Source organism: Shewanella profunda, assembly GCF_023283765.1.
Lineage (GTDB): Bacteria > Pseudomonadota > Gammaproteobacteria > Enterobacterales > Shewanellaceae > Shewanella > Shewanella profunda.
This window is the reverse complement of sequence record NZ_JAKILG010000007.1, coordinates 1-25,209: the sequence shown is the minus strand read 5'-3', so window position 1 is coordinate 25,209 and position 25,209 is coordinate 1. Positions and strand designations below refer to the sequence as shown.

The following is a 25,209-nucleotide window of genomic DNA, read 5'->3' as shown; positions in this document are numbered from 1 at the left end:
AAAATCGATAAACTGACCCGATTGAACCATTGATTGATAAACGGAAGCAAAATGATGACTCAAGCCAATGCTTACTTCTATAACGGCGCCGATGTGGCGCTGCTCAACGGTCAATATACGGACGTATTTTCACTCTTAGGCATGCACAGTTCAGAAGATAGTAAATCTTTAATTGTTAGGTGTTTTTTACGCAATGCTCTCAAGGTTGATGTGATCAGCATTAAAGATGGCCGTAGGGTGGCAAGTCTTGAGAAGGTCAATGATGCGGGCCTATTTGCGGGCACTATGGGGCGGCGAGTTAAGCCATTTCTGTACCTGTTGAGAATACAATATCCGCTTAGCCAATTAGACATTGTCGACCCCTATCAATTTGGTCCTTTACTCTGTGCCGATGATTTATATCTGTTTGGTGAAGGTAGTGCAGAGCGAGCCTACGAGTTTTTAGGGGCTAATTGGCGCAAGGTTGACGGTATTGAAGGGGTACATTTTTGCGTATGGGCGCCTAATGCTAAGCGGGTTTCTGTGGTGGGTGATTTTAACCTTTGGGACGATACCCGCCATGTGATGCGCCAACATATAGCCAATGGCCTGTGGGAGATTTTTTTGCCGAATGTGGCCGAAGGTGCCCACTACAAATTTGATTTGGTTCACCAAAATGGTGAACGCCACACAAAATCTGATCCTATGGCGACCCAAATGGAGTGTGCCCCGCACAATGCTTCCGTCGTTCCTAAGAAATGTAAACACAGCTGGAAAGATACGTCATGGATGGAAAAACGAGCGGTAACGGCTTGGCATAAAGCCCCAATGGCGATTTATGAAGTTTACTTAGGTTCATGGCGACGTAAGGGGGTTCATGGTGAACACTATCTTGATTATCAAGACTTAATTGAACAACTTATCCCCTATGTAAAGGAGCAAGGTTTCACCCACATTGAATTGATGCCCATTAGTGAATACCCCTTTGATGGATCATGGGGATATCAGCCTGTTGGCCTCTATGCTCCGACCCATAGATTTGGTGATGCTAATGGTCTTAAAGCTTTTGTGGATGCCTGCCATCAGGCGGATATCGGCGTTGTTCTCGACTGGGTAGCAGCACATTTCCCTAAAGATCCCCATGGTTTAGTGCGTTTTGATGGCACTTGCTTGTATGAACATGAAGATCCGCGTAAGGGCATGCATCCAGACTGGGACACGCTAATTTATAACTATGGCCGAGGCGAAGTGCGTAGCTTTTTACTGAGCAATGCTTGCTATTGGCTGCGTGAGTTTCATTTCGATGGATTGAGGCTCGATGCTGTATCTTCAATGTTGTACCTTGATTACAGCCGTGAGCCGGGTCAATGGCTACCTAATGCCTATGGTGGGCGGGAAAACCTCGAAGCCATCAGTTTTCTGCAAATGCTTAATCAACGCCTTTATCAAGCCTTCCCCGGTATTTGCATGATAGCTGAAGAGTCGACCGCCTTTGCAGGGGTCACTAAACCTACGGATCATCATGGGTTGGGCTTTGGCTTTAAATGGAATATGGGTTGGATGAATGACAGCCTAAGTTACTTGGGCCGTGATCCCATTTATCGTCAATACCATCATCATCAACTGACCTTCAGTTTAATGTATGCCTATACCGAGCAATTTATGTTGTCGGTGAGCCATGATGAAGTGGTCCATGGTAAGGGCTCGCTACTGAATAAAATTCCCGGTGACGATTGGCAAAAATTTGCTACTTTGCGTGCTTATTACGGTTTTATGTGGGGACATCCTGGTAAGAAACTGCTGTTTATGGGCAGTGAATTTGCTCAGAGGGAGGAGTGGGATCATAACCACAGTTTGGATTGGCATCTGTTGGCGTTTGAGCCACACCAAGGGGTGCAGCGCTGGCTTAAGGATCTGAATCATTTATACCAAGAAATGTCTGCGTTATCAGTGCTTGACTACCAACCCGCAGGTTTTCGTTGGCTCGACTGCGATAATGGCCGCGACAGTATTTTTACCTTTGTCCGGTACGGTCTTGCGGGGGATGCGCCCCTCGTTTTTGTGATCAATATGACGCCCAATGTTCACCATGGATTTCGCATCGGTTTACCCCAAGCGGGGGATTTTTGCGAATACCTCAATAGCGATAGCTATCTCTATGGTGGTAGCAATCAAGGTAATGCGGGTCTCGTGGTTGCTCAAAGTGAACCATGGCAGGGTATGGAATCGAGTGCGCTTATTACTGTGCCACCCCTTGGCTGCTTAGTCCTTGGACCTGCAGCCAATCACGCCGAGGTCAAAAGAAGATGACAGCAAGACAAATGGCTGCTCCTTTACCTGCGACGAGCACCGACTTGCCATTTGAGCTTGCGGCAGGCAAACCTTTTCCCTTAGGTGCGACCGTTGATGATAGCGGGGTTAATTTTGCGTTATTTTCCGCCAATGCGACTGGAGTTGAACTGTGCTTATTTGACGATAAAGGTGACAGTGAAATTTATCGTATTGCTTTTAGCGAGCAAACCCAGCAGATCTGGCATTGCTATGTGTGTGGCTTAAAGCCGGGGCAACTCTATGGTTATCGTGTTTATGGTCTCTATGAGCCGCAGCTTGGGCACAGATTTAATCCCTATAAATTGCTGCAAGATCCCTATGCTCGCCAATTGGTTGGTCTGTATCAGCACCATAACGCTAACTACGGATATGAGTTAAATAATATCAATGAAGATTTATCATTCAGTACCTTAGATAACGCAGCCTATGTGCCTAAATGTAAAGTGGTGGATATTCGGTCCTTGATGGCAACGGCTGAAATCCAGCCGCTTGCGCGCGACTTTAAGCCTAAACCGTTAGAGCAAAGCATTATCTATGAGATGCACCTTAAGGGATTTACGGCATCGCATCCAACAATCGATGAAAAGCAGCGGGGCACCTTTGCCGGATTGGCTTCCCAGCCTGCTATCGATTACTTAGTTGAACTTGGAGTGACCTGCGTTGAACTGCTCCCTGTGCAATCCTTTTTTACTGAACCCTTTTTGCTTGAAAAACAGCTGACTAACTATTGGGGTTACAACAGCATTGGCTTTTTTGCACCTGAGACCAGTTACTTATCTTCCGATGACATAGGTGAGTTTCGCGCCATGGTTGATACGCTCCATGGCGCAGGCATAGAAGTCATCCTTGATGTGGTCTATAACCATAGTGCAGAAGGCAGTCGACTCGGTCCCACTTTCAGTTTTCGCGGTATAGATAACCTTAGCTACTACCGTTTACATCCAAATGATAAACGCTTTTACATCAATGATACCGGTTGTGGAAACACGTTAAATATCAATCATCCACGTATGTTGCAGTTGGTGCTCGACTCCCTGCGTTACTGGGTCGAAGTCATGGGCGTGGATGGTTTTAGGTTCGATTTAGCCGCCTGCCTTGGGCGAGAAGCCTATGGCTTTGACCGCGGTTCTGGTTTTTTCGATGCGTTGCTACAGGATCCTATCTTGTGCCATGTGAAGCTGATTGCCGAACCTTGGGATATTGGTCCCGGCGGTTATCAGTTAGGAAATTTCCCCGTGGCCTTTAGTGAATGGAATGACAGATATCGCGATACGATGCGGCGCTTTTGGCGCGGCGATCACGGTATGTTGCCCGAGTTTGCGCGGCGTTTTCATGGTTCGGGGGATTTCTTTGAGCACAGTGGGCGTCCGCCAGCTGCCAGTATCAACTTTCTAACGAGTCATGATGGATTTACCCTAAGAGATTTAGTGAGTTACGCCCAGAGACACAACCTTGCTAATGGAGAAGATAATCGGGATGGCCACCAAGAAAACTTAAGTTATCACTATGGGGTTGAGGGGCAAACCTCAGATCCGCACATTTTAGCGCTTCGCAGTCGTCAGCAACGCAATCTTTTGACAACGTTATTTTTGTCCCAAGGTGTACCTATGTTGCTTAGTGGTGATGAAACTGGGCGCACCCAGTTAGGGAACAATAACGCTTACTGCCAAGACAATGCGCTCAATTGGTTCGATTGGTCGGTGGCAGGTATGGACAGGGAGCTCTTAGGTTTTACCCAAAAGTTAATCGCCCTGCGTAAACGGTTTCCACTTCTGTGTGCTAAACGCTTTATTCACGAGCAATTATTGGCTCAACCTTTAGAAGCGTCCGGTGCCCGTTTAGATTGGTTTAGCCGTCAAGGTGAACAAATGACTAAGAGTCTGTGGAGCGAATCCATGTGCCGTAGCCTCTGCGTTGTCTTATCTGGTGATTTACAGGGTTGTCGTGAAGGTGTTGAGATCCAGCAAGCACTGCTATTAATGGTCAATGCCGATGATAATCCCTTGGTCTTTACAACGCCCACACTTGCCCATTTAAGTCCGTGGCAATGCCTTATTCATACCCAATTAGAGATGCCATCCCCCCTTCAAACTGAGCCGCTGGATGCTCAGAACTCATCGACTCGATACTTACTAGAAGATCGCAGTCTTATGCTATTTTATGCTGATTTTATAAGGAGTTAATTATGAGCGATGACAGTGAGCTGAGCCAAAAAACCAGCGATGCCAAAGCGCCAAAGCGTGCTACAAAGGCTACGGCGACTAAGGCATCGGGAGGGAAAACTAAACCCGCTGCAGTACCCTGTGAACCCTGCGATGCACTGCCTGCATCCTTTGAGCGCCATGTGCGTTATGGCTTAAGCCGTGGGCAAGGCGTGAGTTGTGAGTTGTTTCAAGCCTTAGCTATTAGTGTTAAGGAGCAAATGCTAGATAACTGGCGCCAAACCAGATTGAACGACAGTCGTTTTGAGCGTAAGCAAGTGGTTTATCTATCACTGGAATTTTTAATGGGTCGGGCGTTAGGGAATGCGTTATTAAGCCTTGATTTACAAGATGAAAGCAGAGATGCGCTTAGCAAGTATGCTGTCACGCTTGAGGAGTTGGAAGAAGCCGAGCATGACGCAGGTTTAGGCAATGGTGGTCTAGGTCGCCTTGCGGCGTGTTTTCTTGATAGCTGCGCCAGCATGGACTTGTCGGTAACGGGTTACGGTATTCGTTATGAATATGGCATGTTTGCCCAAAAGATTGTTGATGGGTATCAGGTTGAACGTCCAGATCGCTGGTTGCGTGAGGGGAATCCGTGGGAAGTGCGAGTGCCAAATCACAATGTCACTGTGCCCTTTTTTGGCCACACCGAATCCTATGTGGATAAACAAGGGCGCAGGCATATGATTTGGGTCGACACCCAAGATGTGCTTGCTGTTGCCTATGATATGCCCGTGCCGGGCTACCGTAATGGTCGCGTTAATACCCTGAGATTGTGGAAGGCTGAAGCGACCGATGATTTTGATTTAGCCGAATTTAACCAAGGTGACTACACAGAAGCCGTGGCCCGTAAAAACTTGGCGGAACAGATCACTATGGTGCTCTATCCCAACGATGCGAGCGAGAACGGCAAAGAACTGCGATTACGTCAACAATACTTCTTATCCTCCGCCAGTTTGCAGGATTTGCTTAAACGTTGGGTGAGTCGTCATGGTCATGATTTCACTCAGTTTGCCGCTAAAAATGTGATGCAGCTGAACGACACTCATCCCAGTATTGCCGTGCCTGAGTTGATGCGTTTATTGATCGACGAATACGGTTTGGAATGGGAAAGTGCGTGGGCGATTACCAGTCAGACCATGGCTTATACTAACCATACCCTGTTGCCCGAGGCTTTAGAGCGTTGGCCTGTGCGAATGATGGCATTAATGTTGCCGCGCATTTTAGAAATTATCTATGAAATCAATGCACGCTACTTAGATATTGTTGCCCACCATTGGCCGGGGGACAGTGAGAAGCTCACGAGTATGTCGATTATTCAAGATGGCCCATATCCCCATGTGCGCATGGCTTATCTGGCGATTGTAGCGAGTTTCTCAGTAAACGGTGTGGCTGGATTGCACACGCAACTGCTGAAATCAGGTCTCTTTAATGACTTTTATACCCTGTGGCCCCATAAGTTTAATAATCGTACCAATGGTGTTACCCCAAGACGATGGTTGGCCCATTGTAATCCTGCATTAGCAAAACTATTGACCACCCATTTGGGTCATCAATGGGTGACGGATTTAAGCCAATTGACGGCGCTGAATGCCTTAACCCAAGATGCGAGTTTTATTCAAAAATGGCGCGAGGTGAAGCAAGCCAATAAGGTGCTGCTTGCGAAGATGATCGCCAAGGAATGTGCGGTCGAGTTCGACCCTAGCATGTTGTTCGATGTGCAGGTGAAACGTATCCATGAGTATAAACGCCAACTACTCAATATCTTACATGTTATCCATCTCTATCATCAGATCCAGCAAGGCCACACCGAAAATATGGTACCGCGCTGCGTATTAATTGGTGGTAAGGCCGCTCCCGGTTACTTTATGGCAAAACTTGTCATCAAACTCGCTAGCAATGTGGCGCATATGGTCAACTCTGATCCTTTGGTTGCCCCTTATTTGCGTTTTGCGTTTTTGCCCAATTACAACGTCAGTGCCATGGAAAAAATCTGTCCTGGTACCGATCTGTCGGAACAAATTTCGACTGCCGGTAAAGAGGCTTCCGGTACGGGCAATATGAAATTTATGATGAATGGCGCGCTCACCATAGGCACTTTAGATGGCGCGAATATCGAAATGCTTGAAGAAGTTGGTGCGGACAATTTCTTCCTATTTGGGCTTAATGCCGAACAAGTAGGGCAGATGCGTAGCAATTACCAACCGAAGCAAACTATCGCCGACTCACCGGCATTATCCGAAGTCATGACGCTGCTGAAAAGTGGCCATTTCAATTTACTCGAACCGGGGATTTTCGATCCTATTATCGCGTCCATTGAGTGTGGTGACGATCCTTGGATGACGGCGGCGGATTTTGATAGTTATCGCACAGCCCAAGAAGCGGTTGCTCGCGTTTATAAAGATCCCAAGCTGTGGACACAGATGAGTATTCGTAATACCGCAGCCAGTGGTCGGTTTTCAAGTGATGTAACGATTGCAGGTTATCGCGATGAGATTTGGAAGCTGTAAGCATCAAAACTAGTTTATCGGCAGTAATATGCCATTTGGGGAGTAAGGCCTATGTCTAATGTACGTTATATCAGTAGTTTAACTCGTGAAACCTATGCATTGATTCTGGCTGGGGGGCGGGGATCGCGTTTGCATGAACTCACGGATTGGCGCGCTAAGCCCGCGTTGTATTTCGGCGGTAAGTTTCGCATTATTGATTTTCCCCTATCAAATTGTATCAATTCGGGGGTTCGTCGCGTGGGGGTGGTTACCCAATATAAATCCCATTCCTTAATCCGTCATGTGATGCGTGGGTGGGGACATTTTAAGAAAGAGTTAGGCGAGTCGGTGGAGATTTTACCCGCATCACAACGTTTTTCTGAAAACTGGTATCAAGGTACTGCGGACGCCGTTTTTCAAAATATCGACATTATCCGCCATGAGTTGCCTAAATATGTGATGGTATTGTCTGGCGATCATGTCTATCGCATGGATTACGGAGGGCTTATAGCGGCCCATGCGGAGTCAGGCGCTGACATGACAGTCTCTTGCCTCGAAGTGCCGATAGCCGAAGCTGCGGGCGCCTTTGGGGTGATGGAGGTCGATGATAATATGCGGATATTAGGTTTTGAAGAAAAGCCACTACAACCTAAGCACTCTCCCGATAATCCAGCAATGTGTTTAGCTTCCATGGGCAACTATGTATTTAATACTGAGTTTTTATTTGAACAGCTCAAAAAAGACTCTCAAAACGCAACCTCTGACCGCGACTTTGGTAAAGACATTATTCCTGCGATCATCGAAAAACATAATGTATTTGCCTATCCCTTTAAGAGCCCGTTCCCTAATGAGCAGGCCTATTGGCGTGACGTGGGAACATTAGACTCCTTCTGGCAAGCCAATATGGAGCTATTATCGCCCACTCCAGCATTGAACTTATATGATGCTAAGTGGCCTATTTGGACATTCCAAGAGCAATTGCCCCCAGCCAAATTTGTATTTGATGACGATGATAGACGTGGTATGGCGCTGGATTCCATTGTTTCTAGCGGCTGTATTATTTCGGGGGCAACGGTGCGTAGAAGCGTCCTTTTTAATGAAGTGCGAGTCTGTTCTTATTCATTAGTGGAAGATTCGGTAGTATTGCCCGATGTGGTTGTGCTGCGCCACTGCAAGATCAAAAACGCTATCATTGATCGAGGTTGTATTATCCCAGAGGGAACTGTGATTGGTTACAACCATGACCACGATAGAGCTAAGGGATTTAGGGTGTCAGAAAAGGGCGTCACTTTAGTGACCCGCGATATGCTTGGGTTACCTGTGGGTTATGAGTAGGTACTCAATTTAAATAATTAGATGACATTGGTAATGAGCGGGAGTGTCAATTTAAGTGAAACGTATATTAATGGTGGCTGCGGAAAATGGTGCCCTTGCGGGCGCCAAAGTGGGTGGAATGGCGGATGTGATCCGCGATTTACCCGAAGCGTTGGTAGGGGTTGATATTTGTGCCGATGTGATTATGCCAAGTTACGGTTTCTTGGCATCACAGCAAGCCCATACCCAAGACATCGGTGAATTTGAGGTGTCCTTTGGGGGCCGGACTGAAAAAGTCAGCTTATTTGTTATGCCCCATCCTAAGGTCGATGGCGCAAATATTTATTTACTCGAACATGGGCTTTGGCAGTCTACTCCGGGTAAAATTTATAGCCAAAGTAGTGCCGATCGCCCCTTTGCCGATGATGCGACTAAGTTTGTATTTTTATGTGTCTGCGTGGCACAAGCATTGGTGACCGCAAGAGTTCCAATGCCCGCAGTCCTACATTTACATGACTGGCATGCAGGTTGTTTGGCAATGCTTCGCGCTTTTGTCCCTGAGTTTAGCGCCCTTAAATCGATAGCATGCGTGTTCTCTATTCATAATCTTGCCCTGCAAGGAACTCGACCACTAAGTCATGATTCCTCCTCTTTGGCGGCATGGTTTCCAGAGCTTTTTGCATCGCTTCAACCAGAGCAAAGGCAATCAATAGTTGACCCTCGTTATCCCCACTGCATTAATCCCATGCGCATGGGCATAGTGCTGAGTGATAAAGTGCATCTTGTATCGCCAACCTACGCCAAAGAAGTACTATCGCCTTCGGACCCTAAAGCGGGCTTCTTTGGTGGTGAAGGGTTAGAGCAGGATCTGCAGGTAAAAGCTGATCAGGGTAAAGTGCTGGGGATCTTAAACGGCTGTACTTACTCTGAGACTAAACAGGCTAAAGCGACAACTAAGTCTTTAGTTCGCATACAAGAGGACGAGTTTAAAAAACTTCTCACCACTATCGAAGCCGCATTGGTGCTATGGCAAGGCGCTAAAACTCAAGTGAGTGCCGTGGATATGATTGCCTTTGCACGCACTCAAGCCCATTGGCGTCAAGCTAGTTTAGGTAGAGTACCGGACTTATTGCTTACATCCGTTGGCCGATTGACTGACCAAAAAGTGCTGATTTTGCGCCATCTATTGCCCTCTGGGTTATCAGTGCTGGAGACGTTATTACAAGCATTACAACAAACCCAGCCTAATGCGTTATTTATACTACTCGGCAGTGGCGATGCGAGTATTGCTGAGTCCTTCCAAACCTTAGCGGCTAAATATGATAACTTTCTATTTTTACAGGGATATCATGAGGCTTTATCCGAATGTCTTTACCAGTATGGTGACTTATTTGTGATGCCAAGTTCCTTTGAACCCTGTGGTATTAGCCAAATGCTTGCCATGCGAGCGGGTCAGCCCTGTCTTGTGCATGGTGTCGGGGGATTAAAGGATACAGTGCGGGATGGGGTAGATGGTTTTGTGTTTAATGGCAACAGCTTAACAGCGCAAGGGGAGGCGTTTCTCCAACGGTTTACGGAGGCTGTAGTCAGTTTTAAGCGTGGCGACTGGCCTGCCATACGTGCAAAAGCAAGTGAACAGCGCTTTGACTGGCATTCAGTAGCCCAAGTTTATCGAGATCAACTCTATAACAATTTGTGATATCACTCCTGTAATTAGGGCATGATTTGTAAGCAATTCTGCTACACTAGTGGGGGAACATTTTAACCTGTTGCCAGTTCCCTAACTTTTTGGAGTTGCTCCCTGATCCATGGATAAAAGCATTTTCTTTCCGTTAGTACAAAATGCAGCATTATTACTGGCATTAGTTTTTTTGTATGACGCGATCCCTAAAAAACATCAGCGGCAATATTTTCTGCTGTGGCGTTTAGTTATTGGATTTCTCATAGGTGGTATTGGTATCACTATTATGAGCACCCCTTGGATGTACCAACCCGGCATTATCTTCGATACTCGCTCCGTCCTCTTGTGTATTTCAGGCCTTTTCTTTGGTGGTTTACCGACATTAATTGCGGTTGCGGTGACTGGGTTTTATCGCATCAGCATCGGCGGCGATGGCATGTGGATTGGTGTTGCTGTAATAGCGTCATCCGGCTTAATTGGGGTGATATGGCGCCAATATCGTAAGGCTTACCTTGCCAATATTTCAGTGAAGGAAATGTTTTGCTTTGCCTACACAGTGCATATTGTCATGCTGTTGTGGTTTTTTATACTACCGCTCAATGCTCCAGCTCTGCCCCTACTTGCGAAACTCAGTTTACCTGTACTTACGGTTTATCCTATTGCCACTTGGCTGTTGAGTCGCTTGCTGTCTAGGCGTTTTGAGCTTGAGCGTGATGAACAAATTCGCCTTCAGGATGACTTCTTATTTCGCAGCCAATTTAATGTTGGCAATATTGGTATTGCGATAACAGGAATCGATCAAAAATGGATGAAAGTAAATCCCTATTTATGTCAGATGCTTAAATATACAGAGGATGAACTGCTGAATATGACGTGGAAGCAGCTCACTCACCCTGATGATGTTGAAGCCGATATCGTTAAATTTGAGCAGATGTTAGCGGGTAAAATTGACAATTATGAGATGGATAAACGTTTTATCGCCAAAGATGGTTCAATCGTTTATACCCATATGACGGTTGCCTGTAAACGCACTGATAATAGAGTGTTATTAGTAATTGCAGGTTACTTGGATGTCACTGCACAAACCTTGGCCGATAGAGAAGTGCTCGCCAGTCGTGAACAGCTTGAATTGGTATTGAGTAGTAGCGACCTTGGGGTATGGGATTGGGATATCCGTAATGACCGTATTGAACGTAACGCCCGTAGTGCAGATATTCTTGGTTGTGATATTGAGGTGCTTAATGCCAATAGCCGCCAATGGATGGATGCGATTGTTGCCGAAGACAGGCCAAAAGTTCTGCATTCTATTGAGGCCCATATTCGCGGTGAAACGCCACAGCATAAGATGGAATACCGCTTAAACACAGCAAACCACAAGGTGCGCTGGATCCTTGATACGGGCAAGGTGGTGAGCCGGGACGAGAACAATAATGCGCTGAGGATGTGTGGCACTCACACCGATATCACTGAGGCTAAACTGATTGAGGAATCTTTAAAGCTATCAGCCCTAGTGTATGACAACAGCTCTGAGGCCATGAGTGTACTCGATGAAGAGGGTATGATTATTACTGTCAACGCTGCCTTTAGCGATATCACGGGCTACAGCGAGGAAGAAGTGCTAGGCCAACATATTCGCCTCTTGTACGGTGATATTAATGGCAACGATTTTCATAACAAGATGAATGATGCCATTAGAAAAAAAGGTTACTGGCAAGGCGAGATGCTGCAACGGCGTAAAAATGGCGAAGAATACGTTATTTGGTTAACCATCAATACCATTAAAGATAAAGAGGGGATGCCCTATCGTCGGGTGGCTCTTTTCTCTGATATTACCAATAAAAAGCAAAATGAACATTTGATCTGGAAACAGGCAAATTACGATACCCTAACAGGTCTCCCTAATCGTCGAATGTTGCTGGAATATCTTGGTGCAGAGATTAAAAACTCAGATCGAAACCAAGATCATTTCGCACTGTTATTTTTAGACTTAGATTACTTTAAAGAAGTTAACGATACCCTAGGGCATGCGATGGGGGATCTGCTGCTGATGGAAACCGCTAGTCGCTTAAAATCCTGTGTGCGGGATGCCGATGTAGTGGCCCGTTTAGGGGGCGATGAGTTTACCGTTGTTCTCAGTGCTATGGCTGATCATAAAGGTATTGAGCGGGTGGCTGAACATATTCTAAGATGCATTGCCGAGCCCTATGTATTGGGGGAGGAAACCGCATATATCACTGCAAGTATCGGCATTACGCTGTATCCCGATGATTCTACAAGCATTGAAGGTTTGCTTAAACATGCTGACCAAGCCATGTATGCTGCAAAGGATCAAGGGCGTAACCGGTTTAACTATTTCACTCCATCGATGCAAGAATATGCCAAATACCGGATGCGGCTGATCCAAGATTTACGTCAAGCGGTAGCCAATAAGGAGTTTGAGCTGCATTTTCAGCCGATTGTTTCACTCATAACCGGGGAAGTGACTAAGGCTGAGGCCTTGATCCGTTGGAACCATGCCGAACGTGGCAGTGTATCACCCAGTGAGTTTATTTCTGTCGCCGAAGATACGGGGTTAATTGTTGAAATAGGCAACTGGGTATTTGAGCGGGCGGCACGGCAAAGTGCCGCATGGCGTGATGAATTGGGCGTCGATATTCAAATCAGTGTCAACAAATCTCCCATTCAATTTCGCGATGAAGGCGCATTATTGCACAACTGGCTTGAGTTACTTCAGGATTTAAATATTACCGGTGCAGGGGTCTGTGTCGAAATCACTGAAGGTTTATTGCTGGATGCCAGTATGGGGGTCACTGAAAAACTGCTTGCCTATCGTGATGCGGGGGTTCAAGTCTCTTTGGATGATTTTGGTACTGGCTACTCATCGCTCGCTTATTTAAAAAAGTTCGATATTGATTATCTCAAGATTGATCAATCCTTTACTCGGCATATAGATACAGACACAAACGATCAGATCCTCTGTGAGGCCATCATTGTGATGGCCCATAAACTGGGGATGAAAGTGATTGCCGAAGGGGTTGAAACCGAGGCGCAACGGCAAGTATTGCTAGCCGCGGGTTGTGATTACGGCCAAGGCTATTTATTCTCTAGACCCGTTGCGGCGGCTGATTTTGCAAAAAAGTATTTAGTGACACCTAAAACTCTGTCGTCTAACTTTTCGTCCGCTTAAGGTTTGCACTCAATAATTGCCTATAAAAACGCCGCGGATTTTGTTAGACTCCGCGGCCCCGCGTTGGGGCATTGAGTATCACCTCGCATCAAAGTTTTACTACTTAGCTAAAGAGTCCCTATGAAATTTGAAACACTCGGTTTATCTTCTCCTATTTTGAATGCGATAACTGAGTGTGGCTATCAGCAACTCACTCAAGTGCAAGAGAAAGTGATCCCGCTTGCCTTTGAAGGCAAAGACATTATGGCCTGTGCCCAAACGGGTACTGGTAAAACGGCTTCCTTTGCTCTACCTGTACTTGAAAAGTTGGCGGCTGAGTCTTTAACAAATGACAGCAATGCTAAACCGATTTTACGCGCCTTGGTGATGACGCCAACCCGCGAACTTGCCATTCAAGTCTGTGAAAATATCCAGAAATACAGCCAGTTTCTGCCACTAAAAACCTTAGCGGTTTACGGCGGCGCCAATATGAACCCCCAGCGTAAAGGGGTAGAGCAGGGCGTTGATATTCTGGTGGCGACCCCTGGTCGTCTATTCGACATTATCGGCCAATTCCAGTTAGATCTGTCTAGTGTTACCACGTTAGTGATCGACGAAGCCGACCGCATGTTAGACATGGGGTTTGTGCGCGATATTGAAAAAGTGAAACGCTTAATTGCGCCACAGCATCAAACCATGTTGTTTTCAGCTACGTACAGTGATGCAGTCAAACAACTCGCCGAGAAGATGCTGAATGAACCTCAGTGGGTGAATGTTGCCGACACCACTACCGCCTCAACCGTAGTTCAGGAAGTATATCGCGTTGATAAACGCCGTAAAGCCGAGTTGTTGTCTGAACTCATTGGCCGTAACAATTGGCGCCAAGTGTTGGTTTTTGCCAGCACGAAGGAAAGCGCCGAGCATTTATTACAAGAATTAAAGCTCGATGGCATCGCCGCCGGTGTATTCCATGGTGATAAAACCCAAGGTGCCCGCAATCGGGTGTTAGAAGAGTTTAAAGCGGGTAAATTGCGTGTGCTGGTGGCGACCGATGTTGCAGCACGTGGTTTAGATATTCAAGCGCTACTTTTGGTTATCAACTTAGAGCTGCCATTTTTGGCCGAAGATTATATCCATCGTATTGGCCGCACGGGTCGTGCAGGATTATCGGGGCGAGCGATTTCGTTTGTTTCACCCTCTGACGATGAAATGCTCGCTGAAATTGAAGCCTTGATTGAGCAAAAACTGCCAGTGTCGGTGCAACCGGGTTATGAAGAAGGTACGCCTTTGCCTGCCCGTTACCGTGATGCGCCAGCGGCACCGATTAAGCCGATTGGAAAGTGGAGCCATAAGGCGCCACAGGATCGCACTATTGGCCAGTCTCGTCAGGGCAAATACGCCAAAGGTAAAGCGCAGGATAGCAAAACCGGTGCCGATAAATCCTCTAGCCGTGCTAAGCCTGCGTCTGGCTCAGGTAAACCGTTTAATGCGACTAAACCTAAGTCGAATTTGGTGAGCAATAAGTCAGGTTTTGGCTCTCGCGCAAATAAATCAAAATAAGCAAAACCAAATAAGCGCAAAGTGCCTGTCAGCCTAGCACTTTGATTGCTATATAGCTTGTCGTTACCCTAAAAGCGCATTCTCACCGATGCGCTTTTTGTTGAGCTTCAAAGGCAATACTTCTACACTCGAGCGCCAAGCTTTCTATTCGAGCGAGCCTTGTTCAAGTGAGTTTATCTAAGCGAGTTTCCTTATGATTATCAAAGCGATCCCCACCAATATCATTACAGGTTTTTTAGGCGTAGGTAAAACCTCTCTGATTAAACAATTGCTGGCGACTAAACCCGCGGATGAGACTTGGGCTGTGCTAGTCAATGAGTTTGGCGAAGTCGGCATCGATGCGGGTTTACTTAATTCCTCCGATACTGGCATACAAATTCGTGAGGTTGCAGGTGGCTGTATGTGCTGCGCCGCGGGCGTACCGACGCAAGTGGCTATTAATCAGTTGATTGCCAAAGCTAAGCCTGACCGCTTATTGATTGAACCAACTGGGCTTGGGCATCCTAATGAAATCATTAAAGTACTGAGTGCACCCCATTATCAGAATGTGATTTCGCTGCGTAGCACCCTATGCTTAGTGGACGCGCGTAAGATCCATGACCCCCGTTACCGTGAACATGCAAACTTTATCCAACAGTTGCAAGTGGCCGATGTGATTATCGCGACTAAGTCTGATTTATATGATGCTGAAAATACGAAACTACTCTACGAGTTGCAGACTTATTTAAGCCATATCGAACGTACCGATATTCCTGTGGTGAGCCACACCAATCAGCAGCCTTTGCCCACCGCTTTGTTGGATTATCTTAACCAACCACGGCGCGTTTCACTCAATATGAGTGGGCATACTAGCGCAGGGCCTAAGCTGGGTAGTTTGTCGACGACAACTCCTAGCCTGTTTCGTGCTGGTGGCTCGCGTTTGAGTGAATTGAGTCTCTTTGCCGAAGATGCAATTGAGACCGTCTTAGACTTTGATGAGCGCGGCATTGTACGTAAGCAGAATCAAGGTGAAGGTTGTTTTAGCTGCGGTTGGGTGTTTGAACCGAGCCAAGAGTTTGATTTTGATAAATTAATGGATTTTATTCAGCGGCAAGCTCAATCATCGGATGTCGGGCAAGTGTTGCTCAGATTAAAGGCTGTGATGATCACCTTAGATGGGATTGCGGGGTTTAACTGGATTGACCATGAGTTTACTGTGGTTGAACTCGATGACACCTTAGATTCCAGACTAGAAATGATTACCATGGACGAGGTCAATTGGGATGAGATCGAGCAGCAGTTGATTGCTTGTCTTAGCTAACTGCCTTTTCTCCAATTATCGTTCACACATGTGAGCATCGGTAAGCCAAGGTCTATAAGGCGGTTAATAAGGCAGGATCAGTAATGGCAGGGTCACTCGGTATTTTTGGCCGAGTGTAGTGAGCGTGCCATTTTTGATCATCTCCTCGAAGAAGCGATCAAAACGATATCTTAGGGGATCAAATTGTTCCTGTTTAGGGAAGGCCATAAAGCCATCTTGTATATCAATAATGGGGAGTATAGGTTCGATAGTGTTCGAGATTTTTAGTTTCAATTGTTCTGCATCTGTATTGCGACGATTAGTCGCGAGCAAATCGAGATCGCCCCGGGATAAACGTTCAACGCCACTCTTAAGATCGACAAATTCATTAATTGTTAGCGTTTGGGTTTGCTCGGTAAATGTGGCGCCATAACTCCAGCCTTGCATTTTACCTATACGTTGATTTTTGATGCTATGGTACTCTCCATTCCAACTGTTTATACGATCTTTACGGGCATAAAACACGATTTCATCTCGATAAAATGCTCTTTCGGAAAAGGCTAACAGCGCTTCCCGTTCCTTGGTGTGATAAGGGCCAATAAGAATATCAGCTTGACCACGCTCGACCATAGATTGCGCGCGGCGCCAAGGCGCAATTTGATAGTGAATAGTCACTTTTTGTTGCTCAGCGAAGCGATTCAAAATATCGACACCTAATCCTGTATATTCGCCATTGGATTTTTGTTCGAAGATTTGGCTAAAGCTAGTGCCTACTGCAAGTAGGTCTTTGGCCTGCGCAGTGAAGCAAAGGCTACCGAGTACCAAAAGAGCAACTAGTGCGTAGGCTTTGCTGAATATCATGGTATTCCTTGTGTTATTTGAACGCGGCAGGTTAGAACGCAGAATCGTATATAAGGTGTATAAGGCGACAATATCGTCTTTAACTTTAAACTTAAGGTTAGCAAATTTTACCTCTATTTGGGCGCGCATTAACATTTTAATGTTTTGAGATAAACGAGAAATTAGTGTTTTCATCGCGAATAGGAAGGACTGTAAGCATTTGATCTTTAAATCGATACATACCCAATCACTCAGTATGTTTGTTTAAGCCTATTAGTTTCAATTTGTATCATTCATTTTTGAGTATTAAAAATGTATTTCAGGCATGGATTTAAATCAATTAAGGCCGAAGAAAGGGGATTCGGGTATGCTCTGTCACTAAATGATTTATACGCCAACGCTGGGCGGCCTATTTGAGCGGGATGTTATGAAGCTGCAGGAAATAGATAAAACCTTGTATCGTAAGAACATGAATTTATTCATTGTTATTCTAGTTGTAAGTCTAATCGTACTGTCACTGATTTTTGGCGCTGGATTAATTGCGCTTTTTGGTGCGACTCCTGTGCCGGGTGAGCCTACAGGTAATTTTCATTGGAACCTCTTAGGCGTGATCTTGAGTCTGGGCCTGTGTAGCGCAGTGATTTATCACCTGAAGGATCGGCCCTTTTTCAGCGAGATTTACTATGTGTGGCAATTGAAGCAACTCCATAATCGTATCTATCGCAAATTGATAAAGATTAAAGCGGCTGCGGCGCAGAATGATGTGAATGCCTTGATTACACTGCTGTTTTATTATACTAGTTTAAGGCAAGTGTATTTACTTGATGACAATACACTGACCTTGCCAGCGCTGACTCAAGATCTCAATCATTTGAATGCACAAATCGAGAGTTTAGGTTTATTGCTCTCACCTGAACAGTTTACGGTTGAACTGCTGACAGGTACTTTCTGATAGTAGGTATAAGGACAAGATGAGGATTGCTCCTCATCTTGTCCTCATTTTATATTCGTCCGTTAGACTCGCTTAGGCGGCTTGCTGCACTCTTTGCAGTGTGAGTAACCACTTACCATAGATATAAATGCCGACCGCTGAGATAGTCCCTATGGCGGCGATGATGTACCACGCCATGCCGATATTGTGGCTGTGGTACAGCAATTGGGTGAGATTGTGCGCGCTTTCACCTGTGTAGCTCACCAAAGTGGTAAAGGCTTCACCTTGTGGAATGGCGCTGACCTCTGTGCTGTTCATACCGCGTTGTAGCAATAAATCCCGCGAAAACAGTTCCTTTGATGCATAAATCTCATAGAGTTTAGGGCCAAAGTAGCCTTCTAATCCCCAGCCTATTCCTTGGGGCAACATCACAAATCCCAAGTACATGGCTTTTTTGCCTTCGGGGGCAATATTACCCATAAACTCGTTTTTCTTCGGGCTTATCATCATTTCGCCAATCGAGAACATGGCAATGGCGAGCACGATAAACCACGCCGCATGGAAAGCGCCGATAAACACAAAGGCCAGAATACTCAGTAAACAACCCGCAAACATTGCTGTAGTGATGCGGTATTTAGCTGTCAGCGCGGCGACAATAAAGCAGCAGGTCATGATCAAACCCGCATTAAGGTTTAGCATGCCCTCGGGCATCACCTTAGTGCCTTCGTTATTAAGGCCAAGCCAGAATTGCAGAATACCGTTACGGGTGCCTTCGGCGCCAAACAGGGAGGTCACAATCACGCTGGTATCGACCCATTCGGAAATATGGATAGGCAAGACATCGAATAGGGCATTGAACAAGAACCAAAAGCCTGAAAATACCAGCATGTAGTAGATCACAATCGGCTTTTTCAGCTCGTGCCAAGCATCGCGCCACAGGGCTTGTTGTTTAACTTCCCCCGATTTGATTTGCCTATTACGCTCCAGTCGCTCGGCTTTACCAGGTTCTGTATAAGTGAGTAAAAATAAGAAGTTGAGCGAGATAATGGCGGCACAGGCGAAGAACACATTGTCCCACGATAGCTGACGCATATGCACGGCAACCAAGGGCCCGAGGAAGCCACCAATGTTAACTATTTGGTAAAAAATGCCCCAAGCCATTGAAGTGTTATTGCGATTGGTTGATAGCACTAGGGTGCCTTGAATGCCCGGTTTAAATATCCCTGTACCTATCGCGAGCAGTAATGCACCGACAAGGAATCCCCAAAAACTGGGGAAAAATGTCATGACTAAATAGCCAAAGATTTTAATGATGGTGGAGCCAAAGATGGTTTCTTTGTAGCCTACTCGGTCAGACATGCCACCGGTGAACACGGGCACAAAGGTTTGCATGATTGCCCACAGTGAAATAATAATACCGTAGTCGCTAAGGCTGATCCCAAGCCCTCCTGCCGATTCTGGCGCTTTTGCGTAAAGCCCCGCACTGGCTTTGACTCCGTAGTAGGCAATGCGTTCGACTAACTCCATACCGCCGACCAGCCAAAAGACATAACCTAAGCTAGTGATAGACGCCCACATTCCTAGCTGTTTGACTTCACGCAGATCGTTCTCTGCATTTGGGCTATTTTGACTCATATTCTTCCCTTTATTATTGTTATTTGATCTATGTTTACCTAACCCATTGTTTATCAAGACGTATAAACACTTTAGTTAAATGCTTAGTGTTCAGCACTAAACTGCTTTGGGTTTATTTAAGTTCCCACTTTACCTAATTCAGCTTAAAACGCCAAAAAAGTAGCAGAAAATGATGAGTTAGCCCACAACTGTTACTTGGTTGTGGGAATAATGTCGCAGGGCTGAGATGTAAGTGTTTATGCTTAAGTTGTTGTGATTATTGTTTTTTAACTTTGAAAGCTGACTAATATGAATTTTGTATTCTTGCCAAACTTAGGTACAATCCGTTGCCGCATTTTTGTCCATTATGATTTTTACCTTTCTGATGCGCGCCTTGCCCTAATTTTTGTGAGACACGGTAATGACTGCAGTATCCCAACCCCAGACGGATCAACATTTACTCCAAGAGCCCATTTCTAAGCTTTTTTGGCGTTACACCATACCGACGATTGCCTCCATGTTGGTAACGGGCGTGTATGTGACCATCGATGGGATTTTCGTCGGGCACTATTTAGGTGAAACAGGGTTAGCGGGCATGATGTTAGCTTATCCTGTGGGAGCCATTGTTTACGCGATTGGCGCCATGATAGGTATGGGCAGTGCGGCGTTAGTGTCAATCAATCTAGGCCAGGGGAATGTGGCTAAAGCCCGTAAACTTCTTGGTAATGCCTTTAGTTTGTGCTTATTGGCAGGAGGTTTTTTTGCCCTTGTGGGCGGGGTATTTTCACGGGATATTTTAATCGCCCTCGGTGCACAAGGGGATATTCTCGAAAATGCCAACCAATATTTATTCTGGTATTTTGCCCTGTGTCATTTCCCCATCATCTCAATGGCCTTTACCACACTTTTGCGTAATGACGGTCGGCCATCCATGGTGACCTTTGTGTTAATTTTGGGCGGGGTACTCAACACTTTCTTAGACTGGCTATTTATCGTGGTATTTCCCTTTGGTTTGGCGGGAGCCGCGATTGCGACCATGTTAGCGCAGGCTGTGACTGGATTACTGTGTTTACAGCATTTTTTTGGTTCTCGTACCCAGCTTAAAATCAACTTAGAGCAAATGAAGCTCAAGTTTGACAATTGTGTGAACATTGCTCGTGTGGGTTTACCTAGCTTTTTGATGAATCTGTACTTATCAATAGTGCTCACTCTGCACAACATGGCATTTTTATGGGTCGGAGGACCATTACATGTGGCAGCCTATGGTGTGGTGAGTTACACCGAAGCATTTTTCTATCTGATTTTTGAGGGCATCGCCCTTGGCACTCAACCTATCTATAGCTTCAATGCGGGTGCAGGGCGTTTTGACAGAGTTAAACAAGCGCGCAATATCGCCTTTACGATGACATTACTCACAGCAGCCTTAGGACTTGCCTTGATTTACTCTCGCCCTGAGTGGTTAGTGTATTTATTTGCCGGTGATAATCCGAATCTGACACCCGTAGCCATTGAGGGGATGCGTTGGTATTTCTGGGGCTTACCTATGGAAGGCTTGATCTTGGTTGGTGCGAGTTTCTTCCAAGCCATTAACTGTTCGAAACAGGCATCGATTCTGACTGGCACTAAGCTTGTCCTGATTGCGGCAATTATTTATTGTTTCGCTTGGGCATTTGGGGTTATTGGGGTTTGGGTATCGCTTGCCACTTGTAGCACTTTGCTGACCCTGTGGATGTTTTATGCGATGAAGAAGGTCGATAGTCGCTTACGTTAGTGAGATATCTTTAGGTAGGATATTGACTTAAGACTAGCGTGGGATGATGCGCTCTGATACATTTCGCTGGTTTAATCTACTTGTTAAAAAGTGACTTATTAAGCAGTACTGTGGATCCTAGATAATATTGGGAATAAGCAACCTGTTTGGATGCTGTGCTAGGGTCAGTTTGCGAGTAGATACAACCGGATATTGAGCTGATTATGTGGCTCGTTGATTTTGTTTTATTGCTTGATGAGGCTCCTATGCGCACCACTACAGTCATCTTTATGCTGTTGTTCGGCGTGTTCACTACTGTAAATGCCAGTGCTAAAGACAATGAGTTAGTGTTTGCTAGCGACTTTGAAGGCAACCGCTTAGCTCAACCTTGGTCATGGATCATGGGGTGTCAGTTTGAAGGCGCTGAGCCACACAGCGGTGAAAGTGCTTTGCTATGTGCCGAAGGTAATAGCAGCATTGTGAGTAAGTACCCAGTGGCGGAAGCGGGTTTGTTGGAGTTTTGGGTTAAGACTCAAAATATCCAAACTCAGTATCGGATCAATGTATTAACGTCACCGGTGTTAAAGCTGGATGCCCAGTGGCAACATGTTGCCTTGATTGATATTACCCCAGGTGCAAACGAGTATTTAGCCCATCGCGTGTCTATTGATGATCCCAGCCGCCAATATATTCGTTTAGATATTGAAACCATCAATGGCCCCATCAGCTTAGATGATTTGAGCTTAGATAAAATTCGTCTCGATATTGCCCTGCAAAAAAATGAACAAAAAATTATTGGTGGCATTTTAGATAAACTGAAAGAAGATAAAAATTACGAAGTGCAATCAGAGTCGTTTCGTACGCTAGGTAAAAACTACGCTGCCCAGCTTGAAAGCCAAAGGCAATATCTTGAATACTCGAATGCAATTTATTCCAGTATTACCTTTGTGCTTGCGACTTCAGAGCGTAATAAAATGTCTAACCCGCTTGGCTACAATACCTTCAGGTCGGTATTGAACGACACTAAGCGTGTAGCATCCCCCATACAGCAGGCCCGTCTAGGTTCCATGGTTAAACCTTTTGGTGACTTAGCAACCGCGACATTAAACGTGGTCAGCGCCGGTGCCTACTCTGCCTTTGCCGAACCCTTTAAGTCATTCTTAGCGGCAACCTTTGACCGTTCTAACTATGACAATAGTGATTTAAGCCGAAGTGATAAAAAGTTTGCCGAAGAAAATGGCCTTAAAATCTATCAGCAGGCCGAACGTTTTATGTCTGAAATCGAAAAAGAACTGCAACAGGTTACCGCACTCGATAATGACTTAGTCAGTATGCAAAAGAACTTAGATACGTTTCGCCGAGACCTCGACAGGCATCTACGCAGTTATTTACAGCATGCAAGCATTGCCCGTACGCCAGAAAACTACAGTCGAGTGATGAGTAAAGACGAACAGACTCGCGCTCTGGTGATCACCGAAGCGAGTGCCAATATCAGCGCAAAAGCTGAGGCGTTACTGGCATCAAACAGTAATGCTGAATTAGTGCAATATATGATTAAAACCACTGAAAAAATTGATGAATTTCAAGAATTCAAAGAGCGTTTTAATCAGATCACCTCGGCTATGTTGACTTTCTACGACAGATTCGAGCGTTCTATCGCCACCGAGCAAAATCCCTTTACCGATCCCAGTGATCGCGCTGTGTGGGAGCAACACGCTCAAAGCGCCCGTAACTATATTCGCCAGTCGAAGGAAGCCTTTACCAAAGCGTTTATGTAGCGAATTGTTGTAAGTAAGTGGTAGTAACGGCCTAAAATTATGGCGATTTTTCTATTTTAGGTTTGGGGTTATCAAGGATAAAACAGGAAGTCAGAATCATATTCTGTTAGTAGGCAAGGATGATGAATCAACCCTATACAACAACTCGGTTTGACACAGATACCGCCACAATGGCGATATTTGATCCCGCGGCATTAACTCATCGCTGCGAAGATACGGCTGATTGGTGGTCTGTGCCGAGTGACGAAATTTTGGAAATCAATCAAGGTCATGTGCTATTCGTGGGACTCGGTGCCGATGGCTGCTATGAGGTTGAAATTTTCCGCAAGCTAGGTGAGGCTGGACTCAATTCGAATTATCTCTCTGCAAACTTAACAGTATTGTCAGGGTGCCTGTATATTGGCGCCGCCGAGCAGGTTCCTGCGGGAGATCTTGGGCCTGAAACAACCTATGGCGGCGTTTTAATTTATGCTGTGCGAGGGAATATTGAGGTGAGAGTTTATCGGCTGACACCCAATAAACTGGTGGTGGAATATGAGCCAACCTTAGAAGACGCATTAAACGAGTTTGCGTCTAGCCCATCACTTTAAGCTGCTTATCTATTTGTTGTCTATTTATCTATCCCAGTAAAAAGCCGCCCCTTTATTAAATAAGAAGCATCACTGAGGGCTCGACTAAAATATTCCTGTTTTATGCAACAATGCCAATCTTAACTCCCCATTGCACTGTTCGTTTAGCTAAAAGCGATTCCAACAAGTGAGCTAAACAGAATGATAAAGCTAAAACGATATCAAGTGATTACCCACCAAACTGGATAAAAAACCGCTACCGCAAAAAAGCAAATTCCTATAGCATCATTTATACCAATTGGCACGGATGTAGCAGCGGCCATATTTAAGATTGAGTCAACAAGCGATTTATGCCCTGCAAACAGCGCAGCGCATAAATACTAAGACGTTAGGCGTGAATTTGACTCCGAGGAGCAATAAAATGGCTAATTCAAAATCTAGAAGACACGCATTTGCTTTCGAGGGAGGTGAGCAACTCACCACGATTGGCGCCACTTTTTTCGTCTCATATCTATACCATAGGCATGTTGATTCAACTCACAGAAACTGGGATTCTATCAAAACTCAGAAATCTCGTATTAGCAAAATCAACAGATCCGAGAGTTACTACCGAGGTTGGTTGAGCCATATCGGAAGCATGAGTGATGCCAACTTGAATAGAAACACTTTGGGTCTCGATGGAGCCACTGTGAAGAAAATGGCATTAGCCATACAAAAGGCGTTATGAGTTCAGTTGGGTTCAATGCTCCTAACAAGGCCAATCACAATCGTGTCAGCAAGCTGTCGCTGGACTCGTAACAAGTTGCTCGCCTGTGTTGGCGGCGTTAGCTATTTTTCGAATTTAGCGAGAAATCTCAAATGGAATGGGTTAAAAAAGAAACAACAGTTATAGATAAATTGTGTTCCAACAATCAATTGCTCGCAAATACAATTAATACTGCTTTATGGTCAGCATTTTCAACAATTGATGAACATGCATACGGCCAAGATCTCCTTCTTGCAAAGGAAGTGTTAAGAGGTGAGTTAGGTTTAGACGTTAACCAAAAACCTGGAGATATAGATCTCTTAATTATCCCTGTTGTGGGAGATTCCCCTTTACTACACAAAACTGTAGCGATTGAAGCCAAAGTAGTGAGACCTACAATTAGTAAACCAAGTAAAAATGCATCATCAATGGGTGTTAAACAAACCAAAGGATTATTAAGAGACGGATTTCCTTATATAAGTCTTTTGCATGTGGTGATTCCTGAATCATTGCCTTCGGAAATGCACTGGTCTATACCGCTTAAATCGATGGAACTTGATGACAATGGAGACCTTAAAGATACCGGAGAGGTTATCAAACACGATCCATTTCCTCTTATTAGTGCTGGTAGACAAAAAGGTCGTATTGTTGCCACCGATTTACCAGAAGAGGCATCATATAGGGTACTAGGCTTGTCCCTAACCAACGGAGATATATCGGGTATTACGCAAGGAGATTTGCGTATAGGCAAAGTTAATCCACATGTATCAGACACATTGCTGGCTAATATTCGCAAGTTTTTAGCCTCAAACCCAGATAGATTTAAGCGTATCAAGTGGTTTGAATAAAATAGCCAGCAAAATCGAGACACCCAGGTTAAATCGCATGATTTAGGATCCTCTACTAGACTCAATAAAAGTGTTGATGTGGAGGACTTGCTATGCCGCGCCCAAGAAGAACTCAGATCAGTGTTGAGGAC

Annotated in this window: 15 protein-coding genes; 13 read left to right on the top strand and 2 right to left on the bottom strand. The window is 45.4% G+C overall.

Annotated elements, in window-relative coordinates; genetic code table 11:
• The first annotated feature begins 51 nt into the window (after positions 1–51).
• The 8 genes from glgB to L2744_RS05490 all read left to right on the top strand — a co-directional run bounded on the left by glgB (position 52) and on the right by L2744_RS05490 (position 16,024).
• The gene (gene glgB, locus L2744_RS05525; RefSeq protein ID WP_248990966.1) at positions 52–2,289 is read left to right on the top strand and encodes a 1,4-alpha-glucan branching protein GlgB; all 2,238 of its coding nucleotides are present in this window, start codon (positions 52–54) and stop codon (positions 2,287–2,289) included.
• The gene (gene glgX / locus L2744_RS05520) at positions 2,286–4,493 is read left to right on the top strand and encodes a glycogen debranching protein GlgX (RefSeq protein ID WP_248990965.1); all 2,208 of its coding nucleotides are present in this window, start codon (positions 2,286–2,288) and stop codon (positions 4,491–4,493) included. The genes glgB and glgX overlap by 4 nt, the downstream gene beginning before the upstream one ends.
• A gap of 2 nt (positions 4,494–4,495) precedes the next feature.
• Positions 4,496–7,024 (top strand): glycogen/starch/alpha-glucan phosphorylase, encoded by a 2,529-nt coding sequence (locus tag L2744_RS05515; protein ID WP_248990964.1) that lies wholly within the window; start codon positions 4,496–4,498, stop codon positions 7,022–7,024.
• A 51-nt stretch (positions 7,025–7,075) separates the two neighbouring features.
• On the top strand, positions 7,076–8,338 hold the full coding sequence (gene glgC / locus L2744_RS05510) for a glucose-1-phosphate adenylyltransferase (protein ID WP_248990963.1): 1,263 nt from the start codon (positions 7,076–7,078) through the stop codon (positions 8,336–8,338).
• 70 nt (positions 8,339–8,408) lie between these two features.
• On the top strand, positions 8,409–10,016 hold the full coding sequence (locus L2744_RS05505) for a glycogen synthase (RefSeq protein ID WP_248991054.1): 1,608 nt from the start codon (positions 8,409–8,411) through the stop codon (positions 10,014–10,016).
• A 109-nt stretch (positions 10,017–10,125) separates the two neighbouring features.
• Positions 10,126–13,185 (top strand): EAL domain-containing protein, encoded by a 3,060-nt coding sequence (locus L2744_RS05500; RefSeq protein WP_248990962.1) that lies wholly within the window; start codon positions 10,126–10,128, stop codon positions 13,183–13,185.
• Positions 13,186–13,305: 120 nt separating this feature from the next.
• The gene (locus L2744_RS05495; RefSeq protein ID WP_248990961.1) at positions 13,306–14,724 is read left to right on the top strand and encodes a DEAD/DEAH box helicase; all 1,419 of its coding nucleotides are present in this window, start codon (positions 13,306–13,308) and stop codon (positions 14,722–14,724) included.
• A gap of 193 nt (positions 14,725–14,917) precedes the next feature.
• Positions 14,918–16,024, top strand: a complete 1,107-nt coding sequence (locus L2744_RS05490) for a CobW family GTP-binding protein (protein ID WP_248990960.1) — start codon at positions 14,918–14,920, stop codon at positions 16,022–16,024.
• Positions 16,025–16,087: 63 nt separating this feature from the next.
• Here L2744_RS05490 and L2744_RS05485 read toward each other — a convergent pair whose 3' ends face one another.
• The gene (locus L2744_RS05485; protein ID WP_248990959.1) at positions 16,088–16,864 is read right to left on the bottom strand and encodes a substrate-binding periplasmic protein; all 777 of its coding nucleotides are present in this window, start codon (positions 16,862–16,864) and stop codon (positions 16,088–16,090) included.
• A 406-nt stretch (positions 16,865–17,270) separates the two neighbouring features.
• Between L2744_RS05485 and L2744_RS05480 the strand changes: the two genes are divergently transcribed.
• Positions 17,271–17,795, top strand: a complete 525-nt coding sequence (locus L2744_RS05480; protein ID WP_248991053.1) for a DUF3087 domain-containing protein — start codon at positions 17,271–17,273, stop codon at positions 17,793–17,795.
• Positions 17,796–17,867: 72 nt separating this feature from the next.
• On the opposite strand, the gene L2744_RS05475 is transcribed toward L2744_RS05480, so the two are convergent.
• Positions 17,868–19,409 carry an MFS transporter gene (locus L2744_RS05475; RefSeq protein WP_248990958.1) on the bottom strand — a complete coding sequence of 514 codons (1,542 nt, stop codon included), beginning with the start codon at positions 19,407–19,409 and terminating at the stop codon, positions 17,868–17,870.
• 400 nt (positions 19,410–19,809) lie between these two features.
• Here L2744_RS05475 and L2744_RS05470 point away from each other — a divergent pair, with 400 nt between their 5' ends.
• The 4 genes from L2744_RS05470 to L2744_RS05455 all read left to right on the top strand — a co-directional run bounded on the left by L2744_RS05470 (position 19,810) and on the right by L2744_RS05455 (position 25,078).
• Positions 19,810–21,159 carry an MATE family efflux transporter gene (locus L2744_RS05470; protein WP_248990957.1) on the top strand — a complete coding sequence of 450 codons (1,350 nt, stop codon included), beginning with the start codon at positions 19,810–19,812 and terminating at the stop codon, positions 21,157–21,159.
• A 245-nt stretch (positions 21,160–21,404) separates the two neighbouring features.
• The gene (gene bdpA / locus L2744_RS05465) at positions 21,405–22,916 is read left to right on the top strand and encodes a BAR domain-like protein A BdpA (protein WP_248991052.1); all 1,512 of its coding nucleotides are present in this window, start codon (positions 21,405–21,407) and stop codon (positions 22,914–22,916) included.
• A 122-nt stretch (positions 22,917–23,038) separates the two neighbouring features.
• Positions 23,039–23,506, top strand: a complete 468-nt coding sequence (locus tag L2744_RS05460) for a DUF6386 family protein (RefSeq protein WP_248990956.1) — start codon at positions 23,039–23,041, stop codon at positions 23,504–23,506.
• An 837-nt stretch (positions 23,507–24,343) separates the two neighbouring features.
• The gene (locus tag L2744_RS05455) at positions 24,344–25,078 is read left to right on the top strand and encodes a hypothetical protein (RefSeq protein ID WP_011918947.1); all 735 of its coding nucleotides are present in this window, start codon (positions 24,344–24,346) and stop codon (positions 25,076–25,078) included.
• Positions 25,079–25,209: the final 131 nt, after the last annotated feature.

Bases quoted from the DNA above. Each gene is read 5' to 3' on its own strand.
- glgB (WP_248990966.1), top strand. From the start codon at position 52: ATGATGACTCAAGCCAATGCTTACTTCTATAACGGCGCCGATGTGGCG.
- glgX (WP_248990965.1), top strand. From the start codon at position 2,286: ATGACAGCAAGACAAATGGCTGCTCCTTTACCTGCGACGAGCACCGAC.
- L2744_RS05515 (WP_248990964.1), top strand. From the start codon at position 4,496: ATGAGCGATGACAGTGAGCTGAGCCAAAAAACCAGCGATGCCAAAGCG.
- glgC (WP_248990963.1), top strand. From the start codon at position 7,076: ATGTCTAATGTACGTTATATCAGTAGTTTAACTCGTGAAACCTATGCA.
- L2744_RS05505 (WP_248991054.1), top strand. From the start codon at position 8,409: ATGGTGGCTGCGGAAAATGGTGCCCTTGCGGGCGCCAAAGTGGGTGGA.
- L2744_RS05500 (WP_248990962.1), top strand. From the start codon at position 10,126: ATGGATAAAAGCATTTTCTTTCCGTTAGTACAAAATGCAGCATTATTA.
- L2744_RS05495 (WP_248990961.1), top strand. From the start codon at position 13,306: ATGAAATTTGAAACACTCGGTTTATCTTCTCCTATTTTGAATGCGATA.
- L2744_RS05490 (WP_248990960.1), top strand. From the start codon at position 14,918: ATGATTATCAAAGCGATCCCCACCAATATCATTACAGGTTTTTTAGGC.
- L2744_RS05485 (WP_248990959.1), bottom strand. From the start codon at position 16,864: ATGATATTCAGCAAAGCCTACGCACTAGTTGCTCTTTTGGTACTCGGT.
- L2744_RS05480 (WP_248991053.1), top strand. From the start codon at position 17,271: ATGAAGCTGCAGGAAATAGATAAAACCTTGTATCGTAAGAACATGAAT.
- L2744_RS05475 (WP_248990958.1), bottom strand. From the start codon at position 19,409: ATGAGTCAAAATAGCCCAAATGCAGAGAACGATCTGCGTGAAGTCAAA.
- L2744_RS05470 (WP_248990957.1), top strand. From the start codon at position 19,810: ATGACTGCAGTATCCCAACCCCAGACGGATCAACATTTACTCCAAGAG.
- bdpA (WP_248991052.1), top strand. From the start codon at position 21,405: ATGCGCACCACTACAGTCATCTTTATGCTGTTGTTCGGCGTGTTCACT.
- L2744_RS05460 (WP_248990956.1), top strand. From the start codon at position 23,039: ATGAATCAACCCTATACAACAACTCGGTTTGACACAGATACCGCCACA.
- L2744_RS05455 (WP_011918947.1), top strand. From the start codon at position 24,344: ATGGAATGGGTTAAAAAAGAAACAACAGTTATAGATAAATTGTGTTCC.